Source organism: Weissella paramesenteroides ATCC 33313, from assembly GCF_000160575.1.
Lineage (GTDB): Bacteria > Bacillota > Bacilli > Lactobacillales > Lactobacillaceae > Weissella > Weissella paramesenteroides.
In genome coordinates, this window is the sequence record NZ_GG697128.1 from 559575 (window position 1) to 586430 (window position 26856).

Sequence of the window (26856 nt, forward strand, 5' to 3'; positions counted from 1 at the left end):
CACTTCTAAGTGCCGGGCATAGTGGTGGTTACTTCCGACAGGTGCAGTTGTAACTTCACTATCGACTGTTTACAGCTGTGCTTGCATGTCCCCCTTGTAATTCTCAACATGTTGCGAAACACTTAGGTTTTATTAGGTTCATTCTGCACTTGTTCGGAAAAAAATAAACAGTTTTCCTAAACTGGACAACCTTTATTTGTTCAACACGTTGTATAAAAAGTGGGATCGTTTATAACACTACTTGACTAATTATTCCAATCAACATAAAAACGGCTTACAAGCCAATATATGAGCTCTCATGGGGTGGCGCAATTTTACGCTAACCTATTAAATTACTGATCTGTGTTTAAACATATAACTAAATACGATTATTTATTTTTTAAAGGTGTCTGCATCTTACCGACCCCTGTTTATAAAACGTTTTTTAATGGTCGTTTTAACTTATTTTTAAAGTCATCTCGCCACCTAATAACTGTTCTAACATCAACATGCTCACTCATACTAATATCTATCCATGTACGCCTTTGCCCATAGCGTGCTTTTATAATTCGCTGTACATTATCCAACTCCAACGCAAACATCAGCTCAATAACTTGACTTGCATATAACCAATCTTGTATCAGTCTATCTGATTCTACTTTTAACATGGTTGTTTCAGTATTGCGGACAATGTTATTTTGCATTCGTCCACCACCAACATTATCATCATGGTTAGTATGGTGACTTAGTTCTAACTTCCGCAACTTGATATTCGCCTCGAGCTTACCAGTGAAATAATCACTTAAAATGTGATCCAACTTATCTGCCATTACACTGCCTCCAAAGGGGACTTAATCAATGCCTTAAATTCATCGCGTCTCTCCCTTGCTGAGCGTTCATCTATATGTACAATCATAGAAACAGCTAACCAGCTTTTCTTGCGACCGTAACGCTCTTGAATAATCTTTTGGACAGTTTCCGTTTGCGTGTCGAACATCATACCAATCACTTCTTTTATGTACGTTAAGCGCATTAACATATAATCATCATCTAGTTTCTGCATTGTTATCTCCGCCCCACGGACAACATTGTTTTGCATCCGACCACCACCGATATTTTCATCATCATTGCTGTGATAACTAAGTTCTAGTTTACGCATTTTAATATCAACATCCAACTTACCTGTAAAATAATCAGTTAATAAATGATCTATATTATCTGCCACACTATGCCTCCAATCGTGCGTTTAATCCTTTCAACAACTTAGATTTTAAATCTTCTAATACATACCGTTTAACGCCTAATTTATCGCTAATATCTTGCCATGTCATATTGTCCTTATCGTGCATGGTAATAGCTTGTAACTGAACGGGCGTTAATGTTGACAGCACCTCATCAACAGCAGTCTTTTGTGCCTCATAGGCTTTTAATTTGGTATCGTCATCAGTCTTCAAGTATTCCATTTGTAACTTAGAACATTTAATATTCACGTCTAAACGCCCATTGAAGTAATCTTTAATAAGCTGTTCTGCCCTTTTCATAACTTCCTCCTGTATACCTATATTATATATATTATTATACTAAAAATAGTTCAGAAAATAAAAAAACACTAACAAATTAATGCTAGTGCTTGTTACGGTAAACATCATTCCGCTTGCTTGTTCTGATAACAATTACTTTAAATTTATTATCCAAATGCCTGCTTAATTACTTCTTCACGAGATATAGTTTCAGTTATGAGGGTGTAGGCTTTCCTACTCCCTATGCTAAAATAACTTTAAAAAGGCGGTGGTTTATATGATGAATGATTTAGATTACTGGAAGATGCGTTTAAATAAATTCATGGATAGTAAGGAACTTAATACCATTAGCGCTATTGCCAAATTTGATAGCCTATCTGGTATTGGTAAAGTTCGCTATATTTCTGTTGTTTCTGAACTTGTTCAACCAATGCTCAACCAATATAATGTAGATCCTCGTTACTTTAAACTACTACTAAATAAGAAAATGACATCTAAGAAATTTACTTATCAACGTGTAGCAATCTGGGCAGAATACTTTCATGAAGAGGGTGTCACTCTATCAATCGGTAATTTTGACGCTATTGTTCCAAGCTACGCAAAGTTTGAGTAACGGTCACATCTAAATGGGTACAAGCGCAATCTTTTTTACACTTGTTCAGTAGACAAGACAATTACACTAAAACAGCCCCGAACGTTGTTAAAACAAGTTTTAGCAGGTTAAAAAGTCCTGATATTGTATAGTTTTATCAAGCTTTAATAATAGGTTATTGGGTGTTAATTTTTTTACACCCTTTACACCAAGTTCTTACTAAGTTCTCACTGCGCAAAATTCCGCTATGAAATAGCTAAGTTCTCGTTGTCGAAAATTCGACAGTGAAGCGTAAATAAGTAAAGTTTATTTAATTCTGCCAAAAGTGGCAGAAAGGTCACGCCCTATGTTTAACTTAGACCGTCAAAATATTACAAGTTTTGACAAGTCCTCATTTGTCGGGATCGTTGCCACTTGTGGCAAATGTATAATGTCTTTTTTATTACTGAATGGTTGGTTCACAACCGTACTTGTAAAATCGACACCACTTTATACTAAGTTCTCTTGTATGTTGATGGTACTGATTGGACGGTCGTACTTGGAGGTACGACCGTTCCGAATGGTGGAAATGGTGCGCTTTATGTTCTCACTGCGGAAAATTCAGTAGTGAAAATAGCTAAGTTCTCGTTGTCGAAAATTCGACACTTTTGTCGATGCTGTAAAACTAACTAAAAAAGACGGTGGTTAGTAGGATGAATGACTTAGATAATTTTAAATAAATTAATGGATAATAGTGATAGGAATGTATAAGATATGTATAGCAAATATGCTGTTTCAAATAAAAAAAGTCCCACCAGATAGAGTGACCGCTCTACTTAGTGGGGCTTTTTAAATGTCCTATCCTAGATCAATGAGATCAGATAAAACATAATGGAAAGTGTTGCATATCAATGAATATTAGGAAAACCTAATTAAGATAATTAGTAGACGGTTATGTCCACCAAATATCTACACAACTATTGTAACACAATATTTTAAATAACTCGTTAAAAAACCACCAGTCACATAAACTGGTGGTTTAAACCATGACAAGGAGCAAATACAAAATGGTAAGTTTATCATAGTTTTTATAGTCATGTGACTCGATCAACACATAACTACTTGTAGAGTGATTTAAGAGTAATCAGTTAAATAGCTATTACACTCTACGTGGGAATTATAACACATAACGAAAAGCCCACCAAACTATTCAATCGAATAACCTAGTGGTAATTTCAACTTGATAACTTTTTGTTTAATGCAAATGCTGACTTTTTTATTTACCTTTTCTAATTAAAGTTTTATTATTGTCTCATAATATATAAACATAGCAACCGCAGAAATATAGGGCATAGATTATGGGTAAACGAAAATTGAGTAATATTTTATTTTCTCTAGGAATAATTATTGTAATTGGTAGCTTCTTATTTTTTTGGTTTAAGGAAAATTGGTTTATCCCGGAATTATCTTGTTGGTTATTAGGAATTTGTTTAGTTATATATTCTAGTTATATAGACTTATAAATAATAAATTCTCATAAATATAAATAAATTTAATAGATCATCGCCACTTTTGGCTATTTTTTTATTTGAAAAATAATTATAACTGCAGAGCGTGCAAAGGATGCCCCTATTTGATATTCGGTTATTTCCCACTACCTAGGGCGGGGGGTATAAAAAAGCGCTCACTTATTTCTAAGTCAGCACTTACTTGATAAAGTTTCGTTAAATATGGTCTAAATAGTATTTTACTTTCTGTCTATAATTCTGCTCCTTATAATGCTTAAAGACATCAAAATCTCGTGTCACATTAACACTTGTATCATCATAAGCAGGTAAGCTAACAATGCTAATTTCATTAACCTTTTTAATTTGGTTAATAAAGCGTGTCGGTTTAGGTCTCGTCTGTTTCCAACTATCGCCACCCTTAGCGACTGTAAAACCAAAGCTCATGCCCTTTAAGTTGCCTGCCTTAACGTTGGCATAGACATCTCTGCCCAACGATGTGTCAGGGACGGTGCTTCTGCTGGTTCTGTTTCACTTTGGGGTGACACACCTTTTTCATGCTCACGACTCGGCATCACTAAGGATCTCAAATATTTGATTTCTGCTTTGTACTCTTCTAATAGTTTTTTGTCTTGCAAAGCCAATCGTTGTTGCTGGTCTAGTAAGTTTTGTGTTTGATTCTGAATTTCAACTAGACTTTTTATCTGTTCATCCTTGATCGATAATTAATCATCTTTTTTATTCAGTTGTTCTTTCAAATAACTGATTTGTTCAGACTTTTCATCAATCAGTTTGTTTTTTTCAGTGTCTAATATACTATCTAATTTGTGTCTATTTTGGATACCAGATGTATCTAATTCAACCGGCGAAGTGTATCCAATACTTGATTTTATCTTTGATATGGCAGACTTACCAAGATATATAGTACTGCTCCTATCCTAGTATTTGGTACATAAATTTCTGAACAGTTGTGCCATAATTAATAAAACAAGATAGGAGCATTCCAATGAAACGATATCAAGAGGTGCTTATGCTAGTTTCATGGAATGGTTTTTAGAACCATTTCCTGTAAAATGAAACCAGCAGGAGCATCTTTTTATTATGACTACACGAAATTATTATTCCCCTGAACAGAAGGCAGCTATCGCTGCCCTACATTGGGATGAAAAACAAACATTAAGCCAAATTTCACGTGAAAATAAAATCTCAATAAGCGCCGTTCGGCGCTGGGTCCGTGAGTATTCACCTGCGGTGAATGACAATGGCGAAAAAATTACCAAGAAAACAGTCTCTGAACTTGAAGCGAGAATCGCCGAACTCGAACAAGATAACCAAATTTTGCGTGAAGCAGTCACTTTAATGGACAAATACTCACGTGAACAGATAAAAAAATCCAACCGACGATGAGTTTAGCGGAGCGCGCCGTCGTCGATATGTCTGAAAATGCGAAATATTCTCAAACCAAGTTGCTTGCGGTCATGAATGTGCCCTCAAGCACTTTTTATTCGCACAAAGCTCCAAAATCGCCCACAGAACACGATTTACAAGACGCTCTGATAATCGAGAAAATTCAAGAAATCGTTGACGCGCACGAGTTCAATAATTCCTACGGAATTAAGCGTATGGTGCAGGAATTGGCCGATCAATATGACATACATACCGGTGAACACCGTGTTCATCGCTTGATGCAGAAGATTGAATATAAGTCTGTTATCACTCAGTCTTATAAAGGAAATCGCGGCCGTCCAGTTGTTGAACGCGACAATCTGGTTAAAGACATTATCATTGAACGACCATACCAAGTTCTCACAACCGATGTAACTTACCTGGTGATGCCAGATAAGCAGAAACTCTATAAAGCCAGCGTTCTAGACTGGTTTACCGGTGATGTCATTGGTGCCGTCGTTGGCTATGATATGACATCTGATTTAACTAAACGAGCACTTCAAACAGCTATGCGTCAAATTCCTAAATCGATTCTCAACGCCGAAACATCAATCATTTTGCACTCAGATAACGGTTCCCACTTCATCAGTGAGGAATACGAAGATACCGTCTCATTTTATGGCCTCATGCACTCATTCAGCCCACCGGGGCATCCCGAGCACAACACAATCATCGAAAACTATCACTCATTTTTCAAATCAGAATTCTTCAACCCACGTCGCTTAAGTTGGTCAATCAATGCGATTATTGCAGGAGCGCACCGCTATGACTACTGGTGGAACACCACCAGAATATCTAAGAAGACCCGTCCGGCAGCTATACCACTTGCTGCTTAACATAATGCCGGTTATCGGCACTAGCCGGTACGACGCCGTTTATAAGCCGTCACTTGTGAATTTCAAAAATTCGCCTTGTGAAGGCTTATTTGTTGCACGATACAACTTGTGAAATCCGGCTGGTTCACAATCTATACCACCTGTTTTCTCTCACCGGTAGGGCTCGGCCCTGTTCCACCTACAAAAACACCCAGAAATCACGCCGTTTTAAGCTGAAATCCGGGTTTTGAAAAATTTTCGGAGTGCGGTACCTCTCGGTGCCAAAAAAGCCTGTCCATAATCTTGACATCAGCGCCGTGTTCGAAGACGACCCGACTACCATTCCAGCCCATAAAGACATTCTAGGCGAAGCAATTAATACGCTTAACGAAAAGGTAAAAGAAATTGTTGATGCCCGTGATTATTTACAGTGGAAAATTGACAACTATGATTCTCACATGATTGAATCCGAAAATAAATTATAGAAAATAAACGAGGTCCGGGCGATGATTGCCTGGACCTCGTTTATTCTTTTTGATTAAACTTTCGGGGTAGCTCCGGCCCCTCGCGGGGCTATCTAAAAACCACTCCAAAGTATTGACATTATTCCCCCATATAATTTAGACACTTGATAATGTATTTTCTTTTTTGAGACGCCCAACTCCTCAGCAAGTTCTCGAATTGTTTTTAAGTTATCACTCATGATCTATATCCTGCCTCTTAACAATCTGTAGATACTGTTCAATCGATTTTTTAAGATACCTAGCAATGTTCTTTTTTGCATAGTTATCTTGTTTATCATTGACATATGCTAGAGGCTCTTTAACATCATTTAAGCCACGTATGTCCTTTAATTCGTCGTAGAGTGGATAAACATTTTTCCGTAGACCAGACAAATTGCCGTATCTGTCATTTCTTGTAACTCTTTCATACCAATTTCAGGATTACGGTAGCTGTCAATTTGTTATTCTCGGTGTCCACCTTTAACACTATAGTGCTCGTATTGGTTGTAATTCATCGATAACCAACGATACAAAATAACGGCATATTTACTATTAAATTCAGAAATTTCTGACAAGGCATGTTGCGTAAAATTAGTTTTAAGATTAATTAAATAAGGCATGATTTCAGGACTAAAGCGAATTAATACCTCATCCTGATTTAGAAAGACAAATTGAATCTTTAGAAAAATTTGGTACCGAAAAGATTTTTGTTGAAAAAAATCGGGCGCCACAATTGAGTAGCGTCCAGTTTTTCAAGAAGCATTAAATTTTGTTCGAGAAGAAGATACGTTCAAGGTAGAAACAATTGGAAATCAGCTGTGAGACCGTTTCATCAAAGATTTAATTGTTCAAATATTGGCAATGATATCAGAACAAGAGAGAACTGAATATAAAAGACGACGAGCGGTTTATCGAAATATTGTTCATGAATTAGAAAAAGAAGCTGCAATTTCAAAAATTGTTAAAGAATACGGAGTGATTTGTCAAACTGGTTATAGAATTAAAAACTAAATATTTACAATTGTTCGTCCTAAGTGTTTTCCTTCTTTTAACTGATTTAATGTTTTAGAAAGCCCTTCTAATGTAATTTCGTTTACTAATGTCGTATCTGTAATTTTCCATTTTTTTGAAAGATTTTCCCAAATGAAAAGTCTTTTTTCATTAGAAATGTTAACTGAGTCAATTCCTAAAAGATTAATACCTCGTAAAATAAATGGCAGTACTGTGGTTGCCATTTTAATTCCCCCAGCATTACCACATAGGGAAATAGATCCTTGATAAAAAACGTAAGGAATCAAGTTTGCCACTAATTCTCCTCCAACAGTATCTAAAATGTAGTGGAACTGTTGTTTGTTTAATGGTTTATTTTCGAATTCAAAATCGCTCAATAAAATAGTATCGGTGGCACCTAAGGTTTTCGCAACTTCAATTTGGTTTTCTTTTCGTACAAGAGCAATGATGTTTTTATATCCTACTTTTGATAAAATTTGCAAAGCTATACTACCAACACCACCAGTCGCACCAGTCACTAAAATCTTTTGATCTGAGTCAGCTCTCATACCATTTTTCTCTAGCGCATCAATTGATAGTGCTGCTGTGAATCCAGCAGTTCCCAAGATCATTGCCTCTTTCATAGTTAGATTTTCAGGTATCGGAATTATCCATTCTGCGGGAATTTTAGCATATTCAGAAAATCCTCCAGTATGACTCATTCCCATCTTATAACCCGTCACAAGAACTTCTTGTCCTTTTTTAAAATTAGGATTAGAAGATTCTACAACTTCTCCGCTTAAATCAATACCAGGTATCATAGGATAATCTCGAATGACACCACCATTTTTTTGGACCGCTAGCATGTCTTTATAATTTACAGAAGAGTAATGAATCTTAATTAATACTTCTCCATTGGATAGATCATCAACTGTAAGATTGTTTTCAATATTATAGTCAATTTCTCCGTCTTTATCGCTAACAAGTAATGCTTTAAAATCTTTCATAAATTTTCCTTTCTAAACAAAATAGTTTTGTTGCAATGTAAGGTAGCTGTGGCCTTGATTATAAAAATATTCATCACCCAAATAAGGAGTCTAGTAGTAGATAACCTAGTAAGTCAGTATTATCGGTATTACTTATTATTTTATCAAATGTATCTGTAGAATAAATATGGCGATCTAATATAATTGATATTGTTAAATAGTCCGAGACATAATATTTTTTGGATACATAGCTAAAAAGTAACTTTGTTTCAAAAGTGTTATAAAAATTCTCTATACACATATTTTTTTCTCTTGGTATTTTCTTTGAATCCAATTAAAAAAACTAGCTTTATAACTACGCAAAAGAACAAAAAATATAAAATACAAAAGATAAACTTATAATAGGCTGCGCATTTTTCATGTTGAAAAATAAAATCGACAAAATGTCCATACCTAATTTGAGCTAGGTCTTTTTTTTACACAGAAAATTTTATGTATATACGAGTTTAACGTATCAATCAACAATAAAATCACTAGTATATTCTGAAAATCGTATGACCCAAAACAGTAATGACTAATCATTTTATTAAATGACCATCGAATCACAAAATAAGGGCATTAAATCTTAAAAAGCTTGAATTTACAAGCACTTATTTGCCAGCATCATAACCGAATGAAATGAGGGCAATGCGCACTTACACTCTTGACACCTGTCAATAGTAGTTTGCCAAGGATTTCATCCTTGGTTTTTTCCTTGTATCAGAAGGCTAACGCCAACCATTAATTAATCACATTATGCAGGATCCAATGGCTATAAGATAACCGGGCACTCATCGTAATTAACCACGGATGATTGACTTCGAAAATTTGTATTTCCGTTTCTAAGTACAGGAGTGTTTTACCATGATTAAAGGTTAAAATTGGTGCTGGGAAATCGGGTCTGGTCGCAACCTGATGTACGCTTTGCCGTGAGTTCATCTCCCAACGTTCTTTTAGATCTTCTCGTGATAAAAGTTTTGGTAACTGCTCTTTTTCAACTAACACTTGTTTTGTGAGTTGTGCCGTTAGTTCTTCCTTAGCCGCATTAGGATGCCAATCATTTAAAATATCATATGCGTTATTACCCAAATCTAATTTCATGAATAGTCCTCCTATGATGGCGTGGTTATAAGATTCTACAAGATAAAATATTCACCCCGAATAGTAAAATTTACTATCATTGCCATGAAATACTTCAATGCGTAGATAGTAATAATTATCATAGATACCAGCTAGATACATCGCTTGCGTGATGTTGTGTCACATGGGAGGTATTTAAGATACGTTTACGTAGCAACCAGAAATGTTCATTATCAGTTTGAATAAACACACAGCACCGGTTATCTCTCACATTAAACAATCTGTTTTTAAGGCCGTCATCATAGCGAATAATAGCTTGTAAGTCTAAAGGTTCATCGTATGGATTTTAAATGATTTATCATGGATTATCTAGTTAGAACAAACACAATTTTTTCAGATAAGTTCAAATGTTTTTATCAGATTCGTCATTACTATGAGACTCATTATGCTGATTAATCAAATAATCAGCCAACAGATATTGTTCTAGAGAATCATCCTCAGTTGTTGGCAAGTCATCATCCGAAGTGATTTTAGTCGGGTGATATGGAATAGTATTTTTATCCACTATTTTTTTTTGCAAACTGGATACATAACCAGCCCATAACTAAGGTATACCAAAGAGATTGAACATTTCCCCATGACCATGACCAAGTTAATGTTGTTGAAACTATATCGAGGACACCCCAAAAATAACATAGATACCCGATAACAGCGAAAATATCTTCCATACCATATAACACCCGCCAAATTTTTTTCATGGACTATCTCCCTAATTATCGTATAGCTCTAGCTAGCTTATGCATTTACTTGACCAGAATTAGTTCTAACTTGTACTAAGTATACGGCGATATAAATAATGTGATAGCTATTTTTTTAGGATAAACAAGAGTATATTTACCCAAAATCAATTTGATCTAACATTGTCTCGCGACTAGCTTGATCTAAACCAAGATAAGTTAACGTCATGGCTTCACTTGAGTGATTCAATAAATGCATAACTAAACCAATATTGTAGTTTAACTGTGTATAGACACGGTAAGCGCCTGTTTTACGCATCGTATGTGTGCCTAGATAGTTGATACCTAATAAATCACCAACGCGTGCCATCACCTTATAAAACTGCTTCTCTGTGATATGTCGATCTGGATGGGCGAGAGCGTAAAATATCTTGTGTAAATGCATAAAAGATTTCTGAATTGTATAGAAATAGGGAATGCCTTCCCTTATGATATTTAGTAATCACAGAAAACATCACAGGAGGCATTCCCCATGAATGAACTTACCACAGAAATTATCGCTGCACTAGCCCAAAAGCAAGATTTGGACGAAGTTTTTCGTCACCACCTAGAAATTGCGATTAACCAGCTGCTTCAAACCGAACTGGCAGAGTTTTTAGGTTACGAACGCTACTCATACGCTGGGATTAACACTGGTAATAACCGCAACGGCAGTTATGAGCGCTCGTTTGATACGAAGTACGGCCAACTTAACTTAACCATTCCTCGAGATCGCAATGGCCGGTTTGAAAATCATACCTTGCCATCCTACGGTCGGCACAGTGATAATTTAGAAACAACGGTCATTCAGTTGTATACCAAGGGAATTACCACTGCTGAAATTGCCGAACTCATTGAGAAAATGTACGGTGCTCACTACTCCAAAGCCACGGTTTCCAACATGACTAAAGCCGTCAATGAACAGGTTCAAGCTTTCCAGCAACGTCGACTGGCTTCACAATATGCGGCCATCTTCTTAGATGCCACTTACTTGCCGTTAAAGCGGGATACCGTTCAAAAAGAAGCCGTTCATATTGCGATTGGCATTCGTCCAGATGGTACGAAATAAGTGCTGAACTACCAAGTGGCGCCAACGGAATCGACTGGAATCTGGACTGAACTGCTGGGAACCTTGATCAAGCAGGGCGTTAAAGATGTGCTGTTGTTTGTGGCCGATGGGTTAGTTGGTTTGGATGAAGGCTTGAATCGGCATTTCCCTAAAGCCAAACGACAACGTTGCCTGGTTCATGTTGGGCGGAATCTGGTGAACAAAGTTCGCGTAAAAGACCGCAAGGCCGTGATCAGTGACTTTAAACAAGTTCATCGGGCCGCCAACCGTGAAGCAGCAGAACTGAAACTGAATGAGTTCGCCAACAACTGGCATCAGACCTATCCCAAATTAATCAAAGATCTGCTTAAAATGCCGAATTTACTCACTTTCATGGACTTTCCACCAGCTATCCGGCAATCACTATACTCCACTAACCTGATTGAGAACTTTAATAAGCATCTCAAGCGCACCACCCACCACAAAGAACAATTTCAAACGGAAGATTCCCTGGATCGCTTCCTGGTTTCTCAGTTTAATGTTTATAAAGAGAAGTCTCTGAAGCGGATCCACAGAGGTTTCAAAATTGGTGTAGATGAGGAGGTGGCATTATTGAATAAATTTGATTTAATCACGCTTCCTAGCATAGCTGCAGAAAATATACTAAGGAAACAGGGGCTAATTGTGCCTACAATAATCCAACAGGGCCCATTCGATTTTCTTACCCAAGCACCAGAGGTTTCTTCCATCTTTTCTAGTATAGTCAATTTTGCAGGAAACATTTCTTTCTCTAAAGTTGGTTTTCTAAGAGACATTAATACGCCAAACATTCTAGTGTTTGGTAGTAACTTAGATTTTACACTACCCAACAACGTTAGCTATATGGGTAAATTTGATAATGATGATCTTATTCCGAAATTAAATAGTGGGTATGGATTGTTATAGGACAATGATAAAAACAACGATGGGAAACATTTTAAGTCATATGAAAAATATAATTGGCAGTACAAATTAAGTTTGTATTTAGCAGCGGGTATTGTCCCTATAGCGGATCACGCTTCAAATGTAGGAAAGTGGCTTATTGATAACAAGTGTGGAATAACAATTCCTAATATAGAAAGCCTGGATGATGCTATACAATCTATTTCCCGACAAGAGTATGATGAATTAGAAATTGCCGTTAAATCTCAACAAAATAAGGTTAGACAAGGATATTATACTCAGAAACTAGTGAAACTTATAAACAAAAAAATGTTTACATATCCAATTTAATCAGTTATATAAGTCGTTGTAGAATTTTATTTTACTATTTGTTTGATTTTTCACTTCATGACAAAATAAGCAGAAGATTTATTATTAGTTTAATTTAACACTTATACAAGTGAATAATTTGAACAGCAAGTACTGAATTTTTTGTAAATCTAACCATTTTTTGTGTAATTTAGTGCATGTGATTAGAAAATCTATTGACAGCGACTAAATACCGAATCAAAATATTTTAAAATTATAGAGGACCATGGAGTAAGGAAGTATAATCAGAAACTTAAATTTTGTTATCAATAATTTACTAAGTGAAGATGGTTGATAGCTTGTAGATAGAACTATTTCTAGCTTAGCAAGAATCCTTGTACAAGTAGCAAGGTAAATTTGTATAGGCATATATTAATATTAAGGACACTAAATATCGGACTATCCATTAAAACCTCAACGTTCTTACTGTTTTTTATAAATTAACTAGGGTCCGTCTGAAAACTACTTAAGTAGTTTTCAGACGGACCCTAGTGGCAGCTGTTCAGGCCTAATACAAAACGAGCTCAAGACATTTTTGTCTCGAGCTCGTTTTACTTTAATCTTTATTTTTCTTCAACCGTTACTTTAATAGCTTGGGGATTCCCATTGCTTCTTGCTCCTCGATTCTCCCTAGGATCATATCTTGAATTGCCGCATTTAAAACCGCGCCGAACATTAAGATCAACTCTGTGAAATCAAGACAAAACATCAACACAATAAATGTCCCAATCGTGCGGTAGCTATCCATGTTATGCATAAAATACTTCACATACAGTGAAAACGCTTGAGATAGCAATAACCAGCCGACCGTAGCAGTTAAGGCCCCCGGCCACACAAAGCGCCACTTTAATTTAGCACTCGGAACAAAATACAACAGAATCATTAGAACCAACAGAACCACCAAGAATGTGACTGGCCACTTAGCGGCATTAATATAACCGATAATTTCATGAGGCACGTGTAGGTATGGGGCCAGTTGTTCTAAAATAATCTGGCCAAGGCTAAAGAACAACATCAAAACAAACAGAAACGTAATCAACGCAACCATCCAAAAGAAAGCGACGATACGGTTCACTAAAGCATTTTGATTCTTTGCCACACCATAGGCCCCGTTAACCGTTCGCTGAAAAGCTGCTACTGCTCGGGACGACGACCATAAGGCCACAATCACCCCAATTGAAAGTACCCCGCCACTTCGAGTATTCAAGAATGAATGAATACTTGGTTTTAACATCGAGAAGATACTTTCGGGGACCATTGGTTCAATACTCTCTAAAACGGTTTCCGTTTGGATATTAAGGTAAGGTAGCAGACTAGCAATAACCAATAACGCTGGAAATAAGGATAATAACGTGTAGTAGGCCAATACGACGGCCGAATCTGACACGTTGGCCATTTGATAGTGTTTGCTAATGGTTTGAATCACGTGTTTAATCTGGCTCGCGCACTTGCGCCATTGAATGCTCACCGTGTCTAATCCTCCTTAAAATGTGCCATACTCTTCGGCAAATTTGAGTGTACCCACCATTTTATCTATCGTCTTACGACTAAACCGAACCCGCTTGGCCTGACGGAACGTTTCAATAAAAGTTGCCAGATCCTGATAGTTAGCCACTGCCGTGCAGTTATAAGCATCGCGCGGATTGAGCTTGGTTTTATTACCAATTACCAGCGAATTACTGTGTTCATACCGGTCATAGTAATTGTAATAAACCAGTGGTTTGGTGTCTACCCACGCCGCTTGGAATACTTTCTTCAGCAAGAAGGCCTAAACTATCATATTCTAAATCCGCTAGTAGCCAAGAACCGTATCACTACTGGTTCACGACTAAGAAAAAATGATAAACGTGACGCTAGAAGATTGGCCGTTACCGAGTTTATGGAACATCAAAAGCCGTATCTCTTGGCTTACAAACAAGACCGCATTTATCGTGAATTGACGGATATGAATCGCTATTACGATCAACTAAATGATGGATGTAAGCTGATTCCTGAGACAACTTTTAAGAGAGCGTATAATGAATAAATCACCTCTCAAAAGGAAGGAATTTTTACATGCCAACTCGTTACGACAAAGAATTCAAACAAAACATCATCAACCTATATAAACAAGGCGAATCAGCCGACCAACTGGCCAGAGAATATGGCATTGGCTGTTCAACCGTTCATAAGTGGATCCAGGGCCAAGCCAAAACTCAATCCGGTAAATCGCCAGACGAAATTAAAGCGATGGAAAAGCGGCTGGCTTCCCTGTCTGAGGAGAACGAAATCCTAAAAAAAGTCCTGGGCTTCCTTGCGCAGAAGTAACCAATATTTTTGATTACATTCACCAAGAAAGCCATAACCACCAGGTAACTAAGATGTGCCGAATCCTCGGTGTTTCCAGAGCTCAGTATTATCGTTATCGATCCCCAAGGCCTTCAAAACGCCGGGCCGAAGATGAAGACTTAAAACAACGGATTCTGCGGATCTTTGCGGAATTCAAGCAGCGATACGGCGTTATGAAGATCCACCATGAATTGAATCTGGAACTTCAACCACTGCAGCGTCGGTGCAGACCAAGACGGATTTCCCGGCTCATGAAGGAACTGGATATCCACTCCGTTACCGTCAATAAATGGAAAGCGCGGTTAAAAATCGAACCATTACTGGGGACCTGATTATCCACACAGACTTAGGATCACAGTACACCAGCGATGATTACAACCACCGGTTAACAGAACTACATATCCGCCACTCTTACAGCCGTAAGGGGTGTCCATACGATAATGCATCAATGGAATCTTTTCATGCTTCCCTCAAAAAGGAATGTGTTTATCCAGTGCCGGTCTTTGAGAATTATGAAACTGCCGCTGCTGTCCTTTTTGAATATGTGCATGCTTTCTACAATAGGAAGAGAATTCATAGTTCACTGGGCTACCAGACCCCCTTACAAGTTGAAATCGCAACGCTTACGAGCCAAATGGCCGCCTGATTTAATGCTTTCCATGGTTCAAATAAGTTATTAATCACGATTAATGATTTATTTGAGCTGTGGAAGGTAAACGCGGTTCTGAATGTCTCTTAAAACCTGTCTCAAATATTGACTTCAATCCAGCTTAACCACATTAAAATAATCTGAAAACGTAAGTGTATAATAACAAAAAAATTGTAGTGGACAATCGCAATTAATAGGTGTTATACAATAAAAGCAAACAAAAAGGCACCCTTAAGGTGCCCACATTATTTTAACGATCATTAAGATCATCAAAATAACGTTTGATTGCGAACGTCACAACGTTTAGACCGTTGTGCTGAGACTTGCTACTGCAACTTCAAACCGCTTGTACGTTTACTTGACACGATTATCGTCATCGTTCACTGCTTGAGAAGTTGTTTTTTTCACGGCATCAACGCCATCTGAAGTTTTTTCTTTGATTGTGCTACCAGCGTCTGTTACGCGATCCTGTAAGCTTGTTTGTGATGCGTCAAATTCTTTTTGTGTTTGAATATCAACTACTTCAACATTTAACTCAATTAGCGTCAAACTTGTTGTTTCTCGCACCTGTTTTGTGATTACTTCTGTTAGTTGCTTATAAATATCATGTGCGTTGTGTCCATATTCCATGATAATATCTAAATCTACCGCAACTTGTTCTTTTCCGACCTCGACACCAATGCCATCAGTGGGGTTATCCGTATTCACAATTTTATTTTTAATGTTTGCGACAAAACCACCGTCAACACCTAGCAATCCTGTCACGTTTTCAATTGCATAGCCCACTACTTTTTGAATCACTTTGTCATCAAATGTTAATTCACCTTTAGGTTGACGATTCTCTGTTGCAGTATTTTGTGTAGTTGTTTTTTCTGTAGACATAATTAAATCCTTTCTATATCTAAATAATTAATTTTTACGTGTAAATATTTTAGAGACAATTGACAAATCGACATTATACGCTTCGAGCAAGTAGCCAATCCAACCTGCTAGTAAGGTGACAACTATAATCAAAATCGTCTTCCAAAATCCTACAGTTACCAATAGAGTTGACAGAATGAAACCCGCAAGACCACCAACCCAAATATTAATTGATTTTTTGTCTTTCATTATATCCGCACTCCTTTTTAAATCACACGTGTGACTTTACTCTTTGAGTTTGATTTCTGATTTACTTTAATATCAACTTTAATGGGAATTCGATTTATGCCAGCGAGTAAATCATTCAAGCTTTTCGTTAAATCGTATGAAATACGAGGTAATTCTTTGACTGTCGCCTGTTTATAAACTGAATCAGCAACAATATAAAATTTTCGTTGACGACGAGTATTTTTCACTCTCACTTTAATATTTGATAAATCTTCACCTGAGAGCTTTGTCTGAATAAACTGGTTGATACCATGATTACTCAACGCAAGCCGTCCTTCTTTGGTTTGCTTCAAAAGAATATCTGGTAATTCTACCGGCCATATCAATATGAGTAAAAACACAAGCACGGTCAGTGCCAGCAGTACAAGACCATAGTAATAAATGAAAAGATCACTCTTAAAGTCTAAATGTATATTAAACTCTGCTAAAAATTTGAAAACTTCATCAATTATTTTTGGCCATATCAACAAACAAAGCCCAACCAAATATCCGAGGCTGAAAATACTCAGAACAATTTTTTGACTTTTCTTCATATCATACCTCTCTATTACCTTATGCTACTGTTTTGCTCTCATACCAAGCACCATTGACACGGCTAGTACAAGAATCACAGCACCAATTATCGAAGGAATGATTGCCATTCCCGCCAAGCTAGGTCCCCATTGACCCAACAGAGCCTGGCCAATAGCCGATCCGATTAGACCAGCAATAATATTGCTAATCCACCCCATTGACTCACCACGATTTGTGATAGCACCTGCAATGGCACCAATAATGGCACCTACAATTAATGACCAAATCATAATCTTTCCTCCATTCTCTTCTCTATGAATTATGATATCAGTTATAACACTATACGGAAAGCATTTACAAGAATAACGCTTACCCCCTTTACAAAACAATGAAATTATGAGTTGTTTTTAAAAGATTAAAAAACAACAGCTCATCATCAATAAGTTGCTATCGTTATTATCTGTCCAATGATTTAATTATGGATTTCCTCTTCCAAACGGTCCCCAGCTTTGTCGATGCCTTTAGCTGCAAATATGGTCCCTCCAACCGCTATACCGCCTAGAATTAATGTAGATGCTAACAATACCTTAAGTACAGTTTTTAACATAGTTTTCCTCCTTTATGCCTAAAATGAAAATTTGTTAATCTTCTTTTGTTTTCTTCCAATTTCTGACAAAATAATAGAAACTGAACAATAATTGAGACAACGTCAAAAGCATCGACAGTTTATCCCAAAAGCCAAATTTTTTATTCATTTTATCCATCTTTTCTCCACTTTCTCCGTTGATCCAACCAAATTTCTGATTAGTATCTTCGAAATTCAAAGGAGCTCATGATTTACTTTAAGCCACCAGTAACATTGATTGACTCACCTGTTACATAGCTAGATTCATTTGAAGCTAGGAAAACATAAGCGCCTGCTAATTCTGCCGGTTGACCAGCTCTACCGATGGGTGTCGATTGGCCAAATGTTGGAATGTTCTCCGGTAACTGTCCACCAACAATCTGCAAAGGTGTCCAAATGGGACCAGGTGCCACACTATTCACGCGAATCCCTCGATTAGCCAATTGTTTAGCCAAACTCATCGTCATATTCTTGATAGCAGCTTTTGTACCTGCATAATCCACGAGAAATGACGATGGTTGTTCTGCCTGAATAGAATTCGTTGTTATGATACTGCTGCCAGGTTGCATATGTGGTAAAGCCGCTTTAACAAGCCAAATGAGACTAAAAACATTTGTTGCATAAGTGTCGGTTATTTGTTGTGTCGACAAATTAGCTATATCAACTTCCGCTTGTTGTTTACCAGCTACTAACGTCAAAATACTTAAATCACCAAAAAATGAAACTGCTTCATCAATCAACTTTTGGCTGAATGCTTCATTCTTTAAATCACCTGGAACTAGCTTGATTTTACGACCCAATGATTCAATAATGCCCTTAACTTCTTGTGCATCTGGTTCTTCTTCAGGAAGATAATTTAACACAATATCAGCACCTTCATGCGCATACGCTATCGCCACAGATCTGCCGATTCCTGAGTCACCACCGGTTATCAGTGCTTTCTTATGTTTCAGGCGGTCATGCCCAACGTAACTTGCTGCACCATCATCTGGTGTTGGCGACATCTTACTTTGTAATCCTGGTTCAGGTTGACTCTGTTTTGGAAAATTCTGCTTTGCATATTCTCCATTTATGTTTGTCATGTAATTCCTCCCTTTTTCATACAATACTCAGCACAATCTTGGCACGCACTAATAACGTGTATATTGTTTAACAAACACTTTGTTTATTATGCCTACTATATCATTAGTAGAGAGCGGTTACAAAATTTTGCCTAGATACTTGACAATGTAATTTGTTAATATCAGATGAAAACAAATCAAAAAAAGGAAGCGTGATGATTTAAAAATCACACTTCCTTTCTCAACAATATAAGAAAACATTATTGATTAATTTGTTATAAAATCAGCATTCTTTTCTCCAATTTTGATGTACTGCCCTGTATTCCAATCTTTCAAAACATATCCCATTGCTCAGAAGTCAATAAATTGGACTATTTTTAATCAGTTACTTAGGCAACATTTGAGATACGATTTCGATTATAAAAATTGATATACCAGATAATGTTATCGCCTATGGTGTGCCTTGTAAGGTGCGGACTTAAATTACACCTGGCCTGAAAGACCATTACAAAAAGAACGTGCATTAGATTAAATTTATCAATATACTACGGCCGTGATTGAATTCACGACTTTTTTGATTAATTTTTTAGTCGATAATTCCGGATTTAACAAAGACACAGGGATATTTATGCTGTTTACCAGTTCATAAAATGGTTGCAGGAAAAGTTACATCTTTTATTAATAGGGATTCGTGTATTGTGGGATTGGTATCAATACTTACAATACTATTCAAATTATATTATACTTCTAATGTGTAAGGGGTTCAAAATGATGAAATGGAAAGGTGAATTTTCGAATGAAAAGAATTTATAGGGAAAGAAAGGTCACACTCGGAACAGCCTTAGGCTTTGGAGTGACTGATCTGCTGGGCGGAAGTGCGTATGCGATTGTTTCCGCCTGGTTACTATTTTTCTTCACTCAATATACGGACATCTCTGCCACTCAAGGGGCAAGCATTCTTGTAATTGCAAAGATTTTCGATGCTTTTTTTAGTGTTTTTGTGGGATACTTGAGTGATAATCTGTTCAAATTTAAGCTAGGGCGTAGGTTCGGCAGACGTCATTTACTAATGCTAATTGGCATACCATTGGTCTTAGAATATATGCTCATATGGCAACCAGGGCATGGTTACGTCTACTATCTAGTTACTTACATATTTTTTGAACTTATCGTTTCTTTAGTCTTGATACCATGGGAAACTCTTCCGACTGAGATGACCAATAATTATTCCAGAAGAAGTCTGTTATCGACAGTTCGTTTAATTATTTCAGAACTGGCAACATTTCTAGCTATGTTAATACCACGAGAATTATTCAAGATATTTGGTGATAACAGTTCGATGCCATTCGTAGTCAACAGTATTATCTTTAGTATCATTTTCTCTATTGCTATCTTCATCTCGTGGTTAACCACTTGGGAGGATCGACCTCACGAAATGGTTAACAAGGAGAAGCAAACTTTGCGCCTGCGAGGATTAATGCAAGAATACCTGGAAACCCTGAAAATTAAGACATTTAGGCAACACCTCATGATCTACATTGCTTCATACGGATCTATGGATATTTGGAATGCAGTATTTGTCTACTTCATTACTATAGATCTTGGGCTGAGAACAACAGTAGCTGCCGAAATTCAAGCCATTAACGTCATTTCGATTCCTATGACTGCAATTCTAGGTTATTTGATTGTTCGAAAGGGTCCTAACTGGATTTATCACTTTTCCTATTCTCTCATAGTCTTGTCTTCTGTGGGGTGGTTGTTAATATGGTTATATAAGCCTAGTCACATTGTCATGTATCTAATTGGTGTGGGCATTATTTATCAATTAGGTCGTGCTGGCATGGTCTATACCCCTTGGAATATTTTCTCCTTCATTCCTGATATTGACGAGGTCTTGAATGGACACAAAAGAGCGGGATCTTTCACATCTGTGATGACATTCATTCGCAAGTCGACCTCTTCGATAGGAACGTTTTTAGTCGGATTCATTTTGGACCAAGCTGGTTATGTTAATAGAACTAGTTCACAACCAAACACTGTTCATATAGCAATTGCTTTTATTTTGATCGGTGGTGTAACGTTGTTCATCGCTCTTGCTTGGTACTTTGTGGGAAAGTTCAAATTTACTTTCCAGGCTGATGTGCAAGTCCAGAAAGAGATCACACGAATTCACGAGGGACACCTGCCTGAAGATGTCGATGGTGCTACCAAGACGTTGATCGAAACATTAAGTGGACAGAGTTATCCCAAAGCGAGGTGACATGCACAACAATGAATCTACTGCATAGAATGTTCTAAGAACGCTCAAGCATACAGAATGCTCTTATGATAAGATTCTGGACTAGTTTTTCTAGTTTGGTAAAATATCATCATAGGAGCATTTTTATTATGGTTACACGTTATGAAGAGGACTTTAAAAAGTCTATCGTTGAAATGGTTAAAGCAGGCCGTCGGACCAATGAACTAGCGAAGGAATACGGGCCGTCAGCTGATTCGATTCGAAATTGGGTTAAAAAGTACGCGCCCGTAAACGTTAATGGCGAGTTAGTTTCAGCCGATGAGCTCAAAAAATTGCGTAAAGAACTCGCAATCTTAAAAGAGGAAAATGAAATTTTAAAACGAGCGTCGGTGTTGCTGGCAAAACATTAGTTTTGTGCGGTAGAAGTGTTGTTTTGCCAATTATCGACAAGAATTTGGCACAGGGACACCGCATCACACGCGTTTTGAGTGCTTTAAAAATTCCAACGTCCACTTACTCTGACTGGCTTCATTGGGAGCCAAGCACACAAGAAATACAACACAATAATCTGCGAAGTGCCGTTGAATCAATTTACACGGCCAATAAAGGCATCTATGGGTATCGACGAATTGCGAAAACCATGCGAGACCTATTCAAACTGGCAATTAGTGACCGCTTTGTATGGCAGTTGATGAGTGAAGCCGGCATAAAATCTCGTGTGCAAAGGCGATATAACAAGCCCACAACGGTCAATGACAAAGATCAGATGCCAAATCTCATCGGCAATCTGGATTACCTAAGCGGCGTGCTTACAACTGACATTACGTATATCCAATTGACCGATAAGGCCTGGGTCTACATGGCCAGTGCGTATGATCCAGAAAACCGTAAGGTTCTGTCATATCAAATCGCATACACAATGACAGCCCAACTGGCCACCTCAGTAATCATTAAGGCGTTACGACGTGGTGAAAGACCACTGTATGTGCATAGCAATATGGGAAGCCAATACACCAGCGAATTGGTTGAAAACACACTGGAGGCCTTTGGTATTAGGCACTCTTATTCCCGTAAAGGACACCCTTACGATAATGCCCGCATCGAAAGCTTCCACTCGTTACTCAAACTGGAACTGATCTATCAACGGAAATTTGAGAGCATAAACGATGTGCAAGCTGCTGTTGGCTGTGGTACACCAACTGGTACAATAACACCCGTATATCACTTCGTGATGCCGCCTAGACCAATTTCTAGATGACATAAACACGATTATCGGCACTAGCCGGTACGACGCCGTTTACAAGCCGTCACTTGTGAATTTCAAAAATTCGCCTTGTGAAGGCTTATTTATTGCACGATACAACTTGTGAAATCCGGCTGGTTCACAATTTATACCACCTATTTTCTCTCACCGGCAGGGCTCGGCCCTGTTCCACCTACAAAAACACCCAGAAATCACGCCGTTTTAAGGTGAAATTCGGGTTTTGAAAAATTTTCGGAGTCCGGCAACTCTCGGTGCCGAAAAAACCTGTCCATAATCTTGACATCAGCGCCGGGTTTTAAATATAAAGTATCCGCTTTACCTGTCTTTTTTTCATGAATAAATGATGTATTTTTAACAGAGCCATCTGGATTATAGATATCGTATTTCTTTAACGTCATCACATCACTCACCCGCAGTAGAGTGGCTTTGCCAACTTGAAAGATGGTGTAGTTACGCCGACCCGCCCGAAAACTATCTAATAAGGTGTCTTGCACCATCTTTAAGACGTTGGAATCTTTGATGGGTAGGACAATTTGTTGCACCATAATATTTTTACCTTTCTGGTTCCCATTATTATTTGATTTAATCATATCTTAGCATTCATCATAAGAATTCATACATTTGATTATCTCGGATTATGATTTAGAAATAAAGCAGTCCGGACTTCCCATATACATTTTCCCGTAATCAGGTTACTTCTTAAAAAATACGTAGCTATAAAAAAGACTTGATGAAATATAATCATCAAGTCTTTTTCAAAAATGAAAAGCTTATTACATATCGAAATATGTCGCATTATAATAATTTGCAACAGTTTTTGATAATTCAGAGAGTTTTAACAGCTATCAATGTTTTATAGTAATTTACTCTCGGTAAGTAGCTCTTCGATAAACGTTCCCTTTATCTTATTTTTTAGAGCTACTTTAGCTAATTTAGGGATCCCTAAATTAGCCTCATCAATGGTTTTTTTATCTCCCATATAGTAGATGGCTTTAAGTAGTTCTCGAATATCATAAATGGATCCATAAACTTCAGGAACAGCTCGTTCAACTTCAAGCAAAGTATAGACAGATTCCATGGCTGTCCTAATGGAATATTCGGTAGTAAACACGGTGTCATTACTAGGTGACTCTGCAAAATTACCAATAAAGGCTAAATTAACAGACCCTTTAGGAACAATATCTGGCCTATCACCCGCAACGCGGGGCATAAAGTATGATGTAATAAATGGCATAAATACTGGAACGGTATTTATATTGTTTTGGTTAGACAATTGTTTGATTTTTGTCTCAGGGACACCAAGGTGATAAAGGAGTTCTTGAGTAATTTCTTCACCAGAACTTTCTACAATAGTCTTATCAACAAAATTTCCTTTGGTATCTGAATATAGTCCATATATCCATACAGTTGTTTCATTTTCTTTTTGTTCTTTGAAATGTGGCTGCCTATGAATAGCAAAACTCATCAACCAGTTCGAATCGGTTATGGTAATGATTCCACCAGTATTAATTTTGTGATCATGTAAATCACGATTGGTGAGACGTTCAATGTAAGGTTCAATTTCTGGTGATTTTATAGTGGCTGTCGCTGATACGAACCAACTTTTTTCAGGTAGGTTATCATAGAATACTTCTGGATGACCGAAATCACTAGATTGTTCTGCCAGATTCTTCCATAGTGACCAACTACCACCCAACTCTTTTGATATAGGAGCGGGTTTATCATGGCTTCCGTATGTTGAACTTTCTGTAATAGAACCATTTGTAACGAATACAAGATCATCACGTGATAGGCTAACATCATCACCATCCTGGATCACGAGTTTTTTGGCAATTTTTTCGTCATTTTCGAAATCTACCACAACATTATTAACTTGTGTATCATAGATGAATTCGACATTGTATGACTCTAAATACTTTATAATGGGTAGAACCATAGAGTCATATTGATTGTACTTATTGAACTTCAGGGCACTAAAATCAGGTAATCCATCAATATGATGAATAAATCGCATCGTGTATCGACGCATCTCAACTGCAGAATGCCACTTTTCAAAAGCAAACATAGTTGCCCAGTACATCCAAAAGTTACTTTCAAAGAACTCATTTGAGAAGAATTCCTCAATAGTCGTCTTACCCAATTTTGACTCAGGAGTTAAAACTAAATCTATTAATTCTTTAGATTTTTCATCCAAAGTATACAGGCCATCAGTTGGTACGCGCTGTCCACGATTATAAATTAGGCGAGTATTAGATGAATTTGGATCATCTTTATCTAGCCAATAAAATTCATCTAAGTAAGAGGCGTCTTCAATTTCTAAAGAAGGAATTGATCGATACATGTCCCACATAGTTTCAAAATGATTTTCCATTTCTCGACCACCACGTGTCACAAAGCCGATATTGGCACGCTTTTCTCCATCTAACGATCCACCCGGAGTAGGCAATTCCTCATATATATGAATTTTTTCCCCGGACATTTGTCCATCGCGCACCAAGAAAACAGCGGTCGCCAATCCGGCCAGCCCTCCTCCAATAATATACGCTGATTTTTGATCCACATTTTTGGACTTTCTTGGACGTGCAAAAGCTTCATAATTTCCGTTAGAATATCGCATAATGGTCTCCTTTTACTACGCTTTATGTTGATATACGCTATTTAAAAAACGCTAATGTCATTCTTATTTTAAAAATGACTCTTGTTGGTATTCAGGGTTAGGATATTCATAGAATCCCTTTCCTGCTGCCAATCCCGTATGTCCCTCATCGATCATTTCTTTTATCAAACGAGCAATTTTGGCTTGTTCTTCATCTGTGTCTGACCTTGATAAAGCTAAATTATAGGGTGTCTGTAAACCAACAACATCTAATATTGCAAACGGTCCCATTGGGGCCTTCGTTGCTAACATCCAGGCTTTATCAATTGTATGAGGATCGGAAACACCATTTGCCCATAGTTTTTGTCCCGCATCTAGAAATGGAACTAAGAGTGAATTTAGAATATAACCATGTTGTTCCTTGTTTAATTTAAAAGGGACCATTCGGATATCTCTCGCAAATTTCACAAGTTCGTCAATATACTTCTCATCAGTTCCCGCATGCCCCATAATTTCAGCATTATTGTTAACCCATATTTGGTTAGCAAAATGTAGGGCTAAAAATTTTTCTGGACGATCAACACTGTCAACAAATTGAGATGGAACGAGCGTAGAAGAATTTGAAACAAATATTGCTTTTTGGGGAGCAACTCTCGAAAGTTGCTTATAAAAATCCTTCTTAATGTTGACATTTTCTGGAATGGCCTCAATTACTAGATCTGCGTCCTGAACAGCATCAGCTAGATTAGAACTAAAGCGGATGTTTTCAATAACTTCATCCGCTTTTTGACCATCTTCATAGAAATTTTTATAAATATCAGGATATGATGTCATTAATTGTTCAGAGTGTTTTAGAGCAGAATCATTGACATCATAAACCGTAACATTGAATCCCATGAACTGACTTTGAAAGGCAATTTGCCCACCTAAAATACCACCACCTGCAACAGTTACATTTTTTATAGACATGTTGTCTCCTCCTATTAATGATTTAATAGGCTGATTATAACACTAATAAAAAGCGCTTTCAAAAAATAGCAACTAAAATGATTGTTTCACTTTAGTTGCTGCAAACCCCATAAATAATCGGCATGACTTTGAAAGATGGCGGAGTCTTTGATTTGTAGGTCGATTTGTTGAAACATGAGAAACTCCTTTTTGACGTACGTGATAACGTACGTTATACTTATAGTAAGAGAAAGCTAAGAAAAGAGGCGATTGTTATGGATATTATCACACCAACTAAAGCAAGAGATAATCTATTTTCGTTGATCAAAGAAACTAATCGTGACTCAGCACCTGTATTTATTTCGGGTGCCGAGACTAGTAAGAGTGCGGTATTAATTGGTAAGAAAGATTATGATGCTTTGCAAGAGACATTGTCATTGTTTATGAATGGTCAAATGCCGATTGCTTTTAGTCGAGAAAATGATGAGTCAGTTGATTTAGAGAATATGATTGCCGAGATAGATAATGAGTGAGTGGCGTATCAAGATAAAGAAATCAGCAAAGAGTGATTTGAAAAAGGTACTAAAAAGTCCGTTACGTTCATCTTTTGAAGATATCGTTACCGTGTTACAAACGGATCCTTATTTAGCGATTCAATCGTTTGAGAAGTTGACACCACCAGCTGCTGGATATTATTCACGTTGAATTAATGGTCAGCACAGGGTGGTTTATAAAATTGATAATGAAAGCAAAATAGTCGAAATTTATTCTTGTTGGGCACATTATGAAAGTGGCTCACTAGAGATGAAAGGGAAGTCATCAACCCGCCGAAATTGAGTAGTTATTAAATATAATAACATAAAAATAGCCCCCATTAATGTGATTATCGTTAATGGGGGTTATTTTATTAACTTTTTCGAGGGGCGATTTTGTAAT

The 26856-nt window shown here is 37.2% G+C and carries 31 protein-coding genes and 8 pseudogenes; 16 read left to right on the forward strand and 23 right to left on the reverse strand.

Annotated elements, in window-relative coordinates; all coding sequences use genetic code 11:
• Nucleotides 1–410: 410 nt before the first annotated feature.
• The 3 genes from HMPREF0877_RS09815 to HMPREF0877_RS02595 are packed head-to-tail and all read right to left on the reverse strand — an operon-like array spanning nt 411 to nt 1520.
• On the reverse strand, nt 411–809 hold the full coding sequence (locus HMPREF0877_RS09815) for a DUF722 domain-containing protein (protein WP_002827631.1): 399 nt from the start codon (nt 807–809) through the stop codon (nt 411–413).
• Nucleotides 809–1204 (reverse strand): DUF722 domain-containing protein, encoded by a 396-nt coding sequence (locus HMPREF0877_RS02590; RefSeq protein WP_002827633.1) that lies wholly within the window; start codon nt 1202–1204, stop codon nt 809–811. Before HMPREF0877_RS02590 ends, HMPREF0877_RS09815 begins: the two co-directional genes overlap by 1 nt.
• Nucleotide 1205: 1 nt before the next feature.
• Nucleotides 1206–1520: a sigma-70 RNA polymerase sigma factor region 4 domain-containing protein gene (locus HMPREF0877_RS02595; protein ID WP_002827634.1), complete on the reverse strand. Its 315-nt coding sequence runs from the start codon at nt 1518–1520 to the stop codon at nt 1206–1208.
• A 256-nt stretch (nt 1521–1776) separates the two neighbouring features.
• Between HMPREF0877_RS02595 and HMPREF0877_RS02600 the strand changes: the two genes are divergently transcribed.
• Nucleotides 1777–2112: a hypothetical protein gene (locus HMPREF0877_RS02600; RefSeq protein ID WP_002827635.1), complete on the forward strand. Its 336-nt coding sequence runs from the start codon at nt 1777–1779 to the stop codon at nt 2110–2112.
• 1682 nt (nt 2113–3794) lie between these two features.
• On the opposite strand, the gene HMPREF0877_RS02605 is transcribed toward HMPREF0877_RS02600, so the two are convergent.
• Both HMPREF0877_RS02605 and HMPREF0877_RS10495 read right to left on the reverse strand, forming a co-directional pair.
• Complete coding sequence (locus HMPREF0877_RS02605) at nt 3795–4070, reverse strand: HK97 family phage prohead protease (RefSeq protein ID WP_002827636.1); 276 nt, start codon at nt 4068–4070, stop codon at nt 3795–3797.
• Entirely contained in the window at nt 4028–4153 is a 126-nt protein-coding gene (locus HMPREF0877_RS10495) for a hypothetical protein (protein ID WP_420031172.1), read from the reverse strand. The genes HMPREF0877_RS02605 and HMPREF0877_RS10495 overlap by 43 nt, the downstream gene beginning before the upstream one ends.
• A 523-nt stretch (nt 4154–4676) precedes the next feature.
• Between HMPREF0877_RS10495 and HMPREF0877_RS02615 the strand changes: the two genes are divergently transcribed.
• From HMPREF0877_RS02615 to HMPREF0877_RS02625, 3 genes are all read left to right on the forward strand, one after another.
• Nucleotides 4677–4982: a transposase gene (locus tag HMPREF0877_RS02615; RefSeq protein ID WP_002827637.1), complete on the forward strand. Its 306-nt coding sequence runs from the start codon at nt 4677–4679 to the stop codon at nt 4980–4982.
• On the forward strand, nt 4979–5857 hold the full coding sequence (locus HMPREF0877_RS02620; protein WP_002827638.1) for an IS3 family transposase: 879 nt from the start codon (nt 4979–4981) through the stop codon (nt 5855–5857). The genes HMPREF0877_RS02615 and HMPREF0877_RS02620 overlap by 4 nt, the downstream gene beginning before the upstream one ends.
• Before the next feature lie 257 nt (nt 5858–6114).
• On the forward strand, nt 6115–6321 hold the full coding sequence (locus HMPREF0877_RS02625) for a MerR family transcriptional regulator (protein WP_002827639.1): 207 nt from the start codon (nt 6115–6117) through the stop codon (nt 6319–6321).
• Between the two features lie 131 nt (nt 6322–6452).
• Here the strand turns inward: HMPREF0877_RS02625 and HMPREF0877_RS10355 are convergent.
• Both HMPREF0877_RS10355 and HMPREF0877_RS09940 read right to left on the reverse strand, forming a co-directional pair.
• Nucleotides 6453–6539, reverse strand: a pseudogene (locus HMPREF0877_RS10355) (MerR family transcriptional regulator); the annotation flags it as partial.
• Nucleotides 6532–7052 (reverse strand): annotated as a pseudogene (locus HMPREF0877_RS09940) (RepB family plasmid replication initiator protein); the annotation flags it as partial. The pseudogenes HMPREF0877_RS09940 and HMPREF0877_RS10355, both read right to left, overlap by 8 nt.
• Between HMPREF0877_RS09940 and HMPREF0877_RS10360 the strand changes: the two are divergent.
• Nucleotides 6983–7350, forward strand: a pseudogene (locus tag HMPREF0877_RS10360) (recombinase family protein). The pseudogenes HMPREF0877_RS09940 and HMPREF0877_RS10360 overlap by 70 nt on opposite strands.
• Here the strand turns inward: HMPREF0877_RS10360 and HMPREF0877_RS02635 are convergent.
• From HMPREF0877_RS02635 to HMPREF0877_RS02650, 5 genes and pseudogenes are all read right to left on the reverse strand, one after another.
• Nucleotides 7347–8336: a YhdH/YhfP family quinone oxidoreductase gene (locus tag HMPREF0877_RS02635; protein WP_002827644.1), complete on the reverse strand. Its 990-nt coding sequence runs from the start codon at nt 8334–8336 to the stop codon at nt 7347–7349. The pseudogene HMPREF0877_RS10360 and the gene HMPREF0877_RS02635 sit on opposite strands and share 4 nt — an antisense overlap.
• 759 nt (nt 8337–9095) lie before the next feature.
• Complete coding sequence (locus tag HMPREF0877_RS02640; RefSeq protein ID WP_002827645.1) at nt 9096–9455, reverse strand: hypothetical protein; 360 nt, start codon at nt 9453–9455, stop codon at nt 9096–9098.
• Between the two features lie 382 nt (nt 9456–9837).
• On the reverse strand, nt 9838–9999 hold the full coding sequence (locus HMPREF0877_RS10080; RefSeq protein ID WP_002827646.1) for a hypothetical protein: 162 nt from the start codon (nt 9997–9999) through the stop codon (nt 9838–9840).
• The gene (locus HMPREF0877_RS02645) at nt 9992–10192 is read right to left on the reverse strand and encodes a hypothetical protein (protein ID WP_002827648.1); all 201 of its coding nucleotides are present in this window, start codon (nt 10190–10192) and stop codon (nt 9992–9994) included. Before HMPREF0877_RS02645 ends, HMPREF0877_RS10080 begins: the two co-directional genes overlap by 8 nt.
• Before the next feature lie 136 nt (nt 10193–10328).
• Nucleotides 10329–10589: pseudogene (locus HMPREF0877_RS02650) on the reverse strand (tyrosine-type recombinase/integrase); the annotation flags it as partial.
• A gap of 114 nt (nt 10590–10703) precedes the next feature.
• Here HMPREF0877_RS02650 and HMPREF0877_RS02655 point away from each other — a divergent pair.
• A pseudogene (locus tag HMPREF0877_RS02655) lies at nt 10704–11843 on the forward strand (IS256 family transposase); the annotation flags it as partial.
• Nucleotides 11844–12227: 384 nt separating this feature from the next.
• A pseudogene (locus tag HMPREF0877_RS10515) lies at nt 12228–12530 on the forward strand (glycosyltransferase); the annotation flags it as partial.
• Nucleotides 12531–13128: 598 nt separating this feature from the next.
• Here HMPREF0877_RS10515 and HMPREF0877_RS02665 read toward each other — a convergent pair.
• The gene (locus HMPREF0877_RS02665; protein ID WP_002827655.1) at nt 13129–14016 is read right to left on the reverse strand and encodes a YihY/virulence factor BrkB family protein; all 888 of its coding nucleotides are present in this window, start codon (nt 14014–14016) and stop codon (nt 13129–13131) included.
• Nucleotides 14017–14031: 15 nt separating this feature from the next.
• Nucleotides 14032–14310, reverse strand: a complete 279-nt coding sequence (locus HMPREF0877_RS09955) for a hypothetical protein (RefSeq protein WP_242648984.1) — start codon at nt 14308–14310, stop codon at nt 14032–14034.
• Here HMPREF0877_RS09955 and HMPREF0877_RS10500 point away from each other — a divergent pair.
• Genes HMPREF0877_RS10500 through HMPREF0877_RS10510 form a run of 4 tightly spaced genes read left to right on the forward strand, consistent with a single transcriptional unit; the run spans nt 14230 to nt 15522 of the window.
• Nucleotides 14230–14574, forward strand: a complete 345-nt coding sequence (locus HMPREF0877_RS10500) for an IS110 family transposase (RefSeq protein ID WP_002827657.1) — start codon at nt 14230–14232, stop codon at nt 14572–14574. The genes HMPREF0877_RS09955 and HMPREF0877_RS10500 overlap by 81 nt on opposite strands.
• 29 nt (nt 14575–14603) lie before the next feature.
• Complete coding sequence (locus HMPREF0877_RS10365; RefSeq protein WP_002827658.1) at nt 14604–14855, forward strand: IS3 family transposase; 252 nt, start codon at nt 14604–14606, stop codon at nt 14853–14855.
• Between the two features lie 53 nt (nt 14856–14908).
• Nucleotides 14909–15208, forward strand: coding sequence for an IS3 family transposase (locus HMPREF0877_RS10505; RefSeq protein WP_096740519.1), 300 nt, complete (start codon nt 14909–14911; stop codon nt 15206–15208).
• Nucleotides 15166–15522, forward strand: a complete 357-nt coding sequence (locus HMPREF0877_RS10510) for an integrase core domain-containing protein (RefSeq protein WP_002827659.1) — start codon at nt 15166–15168, stop codon at nt 15520–15522. Before HMPREF0877_RS10505 ends, HMPREF0877_RS10510 begins: the two co-directional genes overlap by 43 nt.
• Before the next feature lie 357 nt (nt 15523–15879).
• Here the strand turns inward: HMPREF0877_RS10510 and HMPREF0877_RS02685 are convergent, their stop codons facing one another.
• The 6 genes from HMPREF0877_RS02685 to HMPREF0877_RS02710 form a co-directional block, all read right to left on the reverse strand.
• Entirely contained in the window at nt 15880–16407 is a 528-nt protein-coding gene (locus HMPREF0877_RS02685) for an Asp23/Gls24 family envelope stress response protein (RefSeq protein WP_002827660.1), read from the reverse strand.
• A gap of 27 nt (nt 16408–16434) precedes the next feature.
• Nucleotides 16435–16635 carry a DUF2273 domain-containing protein gene (locus HMPREF0877_RS02690; RefSeq protein WP_002827661.1) on the reverse strand — a complete coding sequence of 67 codons (201 nt, stop codon included), beginning with the start codon at nt 16633–16635 and terminating at the stop codon, nt 16435–16437.
• A 17-nt stretch (nt 16636–16652) separates the two neighbouring features.
• On the reverse strand, nt 16653–17207 hold the full coding sequence (amaP, locus tag HMPREF0877_RS02695) for an alkaline shock response membrane anchor protein AmaP (RefSeq protein WP_002827662.1): 555 nt from the start codon (nt 17205–17207) through the stop codon (nt 16653–16655).
• Nucleotides 17208–17231: 24 nt separating this feature from the next.
• Nucleotides 17232–17477, reverse strand: coding sequence for a GlsB/YeaQ/YmgE family stress response membrane protein (locus HMPREF0877_RS02700; RefSeq protein ID WP_040760345.1), 246 nt, complete (start codon nt 17475–17477; stop codon nt 17232–17234).
• A gap of 182 nt (nt 17478–17659) precedes the next feature.
• Complete coding sequence (locus HMPREF0877_RS10430) at nt 17660–17794, reverse strand: hypothetical protein (protein WP_002827664.1); 135 nt, start codon at nt 17792–17794, stop codon at nt 17660–17662.
• Nucleotides 17795–18024: 230 nt separating this feature from the next.
• Nucleotides 18025–18894 carry an SDR family oxidoreductase gene (locus HMPREF0877_RS02710; RefSeq protein ID WP_002827666.1) on the reverse strand — a complete coding sequence of 290 codons (870 nt, stop codon included), beginning with the start codon at nt 18892–18894 and terminating at the stop codon, nt 18025–18027.
• 775 nt (nt 18895–19669) lie between these two features.
• On the opposite strand from HMPREF0877_RS02710, the gene HMPREF0877_RS02715 reads away from it, so the two are divergent.
• The 3 genes from HMPREF0877_RS02715 (at nt 19670) to HMPREF0877_RS02725 (ending at nt 22370) form a co-directional block, all read left to right on the forward strand.
• Entirely contained in the window at nt 19670–21133 is a 1464-nt protein-coding gene (locus HMPREF0877_RS02715) for an MFS transporter (RefSeq protein ID WP_002827668.1), read from the forward strand.
• 128 nt (nt 21134–21261) lie between these two features.
• On the forward strand, nt 21262–21522 hold the full coding sequence (locus tag HMPREF0877_RS02720) for a transposase (protein ID WP_002827669.1): 261 nt from the start codon (nt 21262–21264) through the stop codon (nt 21520–21522).
• A gap of 2 nt (nt 21523–21524) precedes the next feature.
• The gene (locus HMPREF0877_RS02725; protein WP_002827670.1) at nt 21525–22370 is read left to right on the forward strand and encodes an IS3 family transposase; all 846 of its coding nucleotides are present in this window, start codon (nt 21525–21527) and stop codon (nt 22368–22370) included.
• A 296-nt stretch (nt 22371–22666) separates the two neighbouring features.
• On the opposite strand, the pseudogene HMPREF0877_RS02730 reads toward HMPREF0877_RS02725, so the two are convergent.
• The 3 genes and pseudogenes from HMPREF0877_RS02730 to HMPREF0877_RS02740 form a co-directional block, all read right to left on the reverse strand.
• A pseudogene (locus HMPREF0877_RS02730) lies at nt 22667–22921 on the reverse strand (site-specific integrase); the annotation flags it as partial.
• A 308-nt stretch (nt 22922–23229) separates the two neighbouring features.
• Nucleotides 23230–24993, reverse strand: coding sequence for an oleate hydratase (locus HMPREF0877_RS02735; protein ID WP_002827673.1), 1764 nt, complete (start codon nt 24991–24993; stop codon nt 23230–23232).
• Between the two features lie 63 nt (nt 24994–25056).
• Entirely contained in the window at nt 25057–25941 is an 885-nt protein-coding gene (locus HMPREF0877_RS02740) for a 3-hydroxyacyl-CoA dehydrogenase (RefSeq protein WP_002827674.1), read from the reverse strand.
• 254 nt (nt 25942–26195) lie between these two features.
• Here HMPREF0877_RS02740 and HMPREF0877_RS02745 point away from each other — a divergent pair, with 254 nt between their 5' ends.
• Both HMPREF0877_RS02745 and HMPREF0877_RS02750 read left to right on the forward strand, forming a co-directional pair.
• Nucleotides 26196–26453, forward strand: coding sequence for a type II toxin-antitoxin system Phd/YefM family antitoxin (locus HMPREF0877_RS02745; protein WP_040760346.1), 258 nt, complete (start codon nt 26196–26198; stop codon nt 26451–26453).
• Nucleotides 26446–26757 (forward strand): annotated as a pseudogene (locus tag HMPREF0877_RS02750) (Txe/YoeB family addiction module toxin). The gene HMPREF0877_RS02745 and the pseudogene HMPREF0877_RS02750 overlap by 8 nt, the downstream one beginning before the upstream one ends.
• The last annotated feature ends 99 nt before the right edge of the window (nt 26758–26856 follow it).

Excerpts from the sequence above, each read along its gene's own strand:
- HMPREF0877_RS02700 (WP_040760345.1), bottom strand. The coding sequence starts at position 17,477 with ATGATTTGGTCATTAATTGTAGGTGCCATTATTGGTGCCATTGCAGGT.
- HMPREF0877_RS02685 (WP_002827660.1), bottom strand. The coding sequence starts at position 16,407 with ATGTCTACAGAAAAAACAACTACACAAAATACTGCAACAGAGAATCGT.
- HMPREF0877_RS02620 (WP_002827638.1), top strand. The coding sequence starts at position 4,979 with ATGAGTTTAGCGGAGCGCGCCGTCGTCGATATGTCTGAAAATGCGAAA.
- HMPREF0877_RS02600 (WP_002827635.1), top strand. The coding sequence starts at position 1,777 with ATGATGAATGATTTAGATTACTGGAAGATGCGTTTAAATAAATTCATG.
- HMPREF0877_RS10505 (WP_096740519.1), top strand. The coding sequence starts at position 14,909 with ATGTGCCGAATCCTCGGTGTTTCCAGAGCTCAGTATTATCGTTATCGA.
- HMPREF0877_RS02735 (WP_002827673.1), bottom strand. The coding sequence starts at position 24,993 with ATGCGATATTCTAACGGAAATTATGAAGCTTTTGCACGTCCAAGAAAG.
- HMPREF0877_RS02740 (WP_002827674.1), bottom strand. The coding sequence starts at position 25,941 with ATGTCTATAAAAAATGTAACTGTTGCAGGTGGTGGTATTTTAGGTGGG.
- HMPREF0877_RS02715 (WP_002827668.1), top strand. The coding sequence starts at position 19,670 with ATGAAAAGAATTTATAGGGAAAGAAAGGTCACACTCGGAACAGCCTTA.
- HMPREF0877_RS10510 (WP_002827659.1), top strand. The coding sequence starts at position 15,166 with ATGGAAAGCGCGGTTAAAAATCGAACCATTACTGGGGACCTGATTATC.
- HMPREF0877_RS02615 (WP_002827637.1), top strand. The coding sequence starts at position 4,677 with ATGACTACACGAAATTATTATTCCCCTGAACAGAAGGCAGCTATCGCT.
- amaP (WP_002827662.1), bottom strand. The coding sequence starts at position 17,207 with ATGAAGAAAAGTCAAAAAATTGTTCTGAGTATTTTCAGCCTCGGATAT.
- HMPREF0877_RS02690 (WP_002827661.1), bottom strand. The coding sequence starts at position 16,635 with ATGAAAGACAAAAAATCAATTAATATTTGGGTTGGTGGTCTTGCGGGT.
- HMPREF0877_RS02645 (WP_002827648.1), bottom strand. The coding sequence starts at position 10,192 with ATGAAAAAAATTTGGCGGGTGTTATATGGTATGGAAGATATTTTCGCT.
- HMPREF0877_RS10365 (WP_002827658.1), top strand. The coding sequence starts at position 14,604 with ATGCCAACTCGTTACGACAAAGAATTCAAACAAAACATCATCAACCTA.
- HMPREF0877_RS02710 (WP_002827666.1), bottom strand. The coding sequence starts at position 18,894 with ATGACAAACATAAATGGAGAATATGCAAAGCAGAATTTTCCAAAACAG.
- HMPREF0877_RS02635 (WP_002827644.1), bottom strand. The coding sequence starts at position 8,336 with ATGAAAGATTTTAAAGCATTACTTGTTAGCGATAAAGACGGAGAAATT.
- HMPREF0877_RS02745 (WP_040760346.1), top strand. The coding sequence starts at position 26,196 with ATGGATATTATCACACCAACTAAAGCAAGAGATAATCTATTTTCGTTG.
- HMPREF0877_RS02640 (WP_002827645.1), bottom strand. The coding sequence starts at position 9,455 with ATGAAATTAGATTTGGGTAATAACGCATATGATATTTTAAATGATTGG.
- HMPREF0877_RS02595 (WP_002827634.1), bottom strand. The coding sequence starts at position 1,520 with ATGAAAAGGGCAGAACAGCTTATTAAAGATTACTTCAATGGGCGTTTA.
- HMPREF0877_RS02720 (WP_002827669.1), top strand. The coding sequence starts at position 21,262 with ATGGTTACACGTTATGAAGAGGACTTTAAAAAGTCTATCGTTGAAATG.
- HMPREF0877_RS10430 (WP_002827664.1), bottom strand. The coding sequence starts at position 17,794 with ATGTTAAAAACTGTACTTAAGGTATTGTTAGCATCTACATTAATTCTA.
- HMPREF0877_RS09815 (WP_002827631.1), bottom strand. The coding sequence starts at position 809 with ATGGCAGATAAGTTGGATCACATTTTAAGTGATTATTTCACTGGTAAG.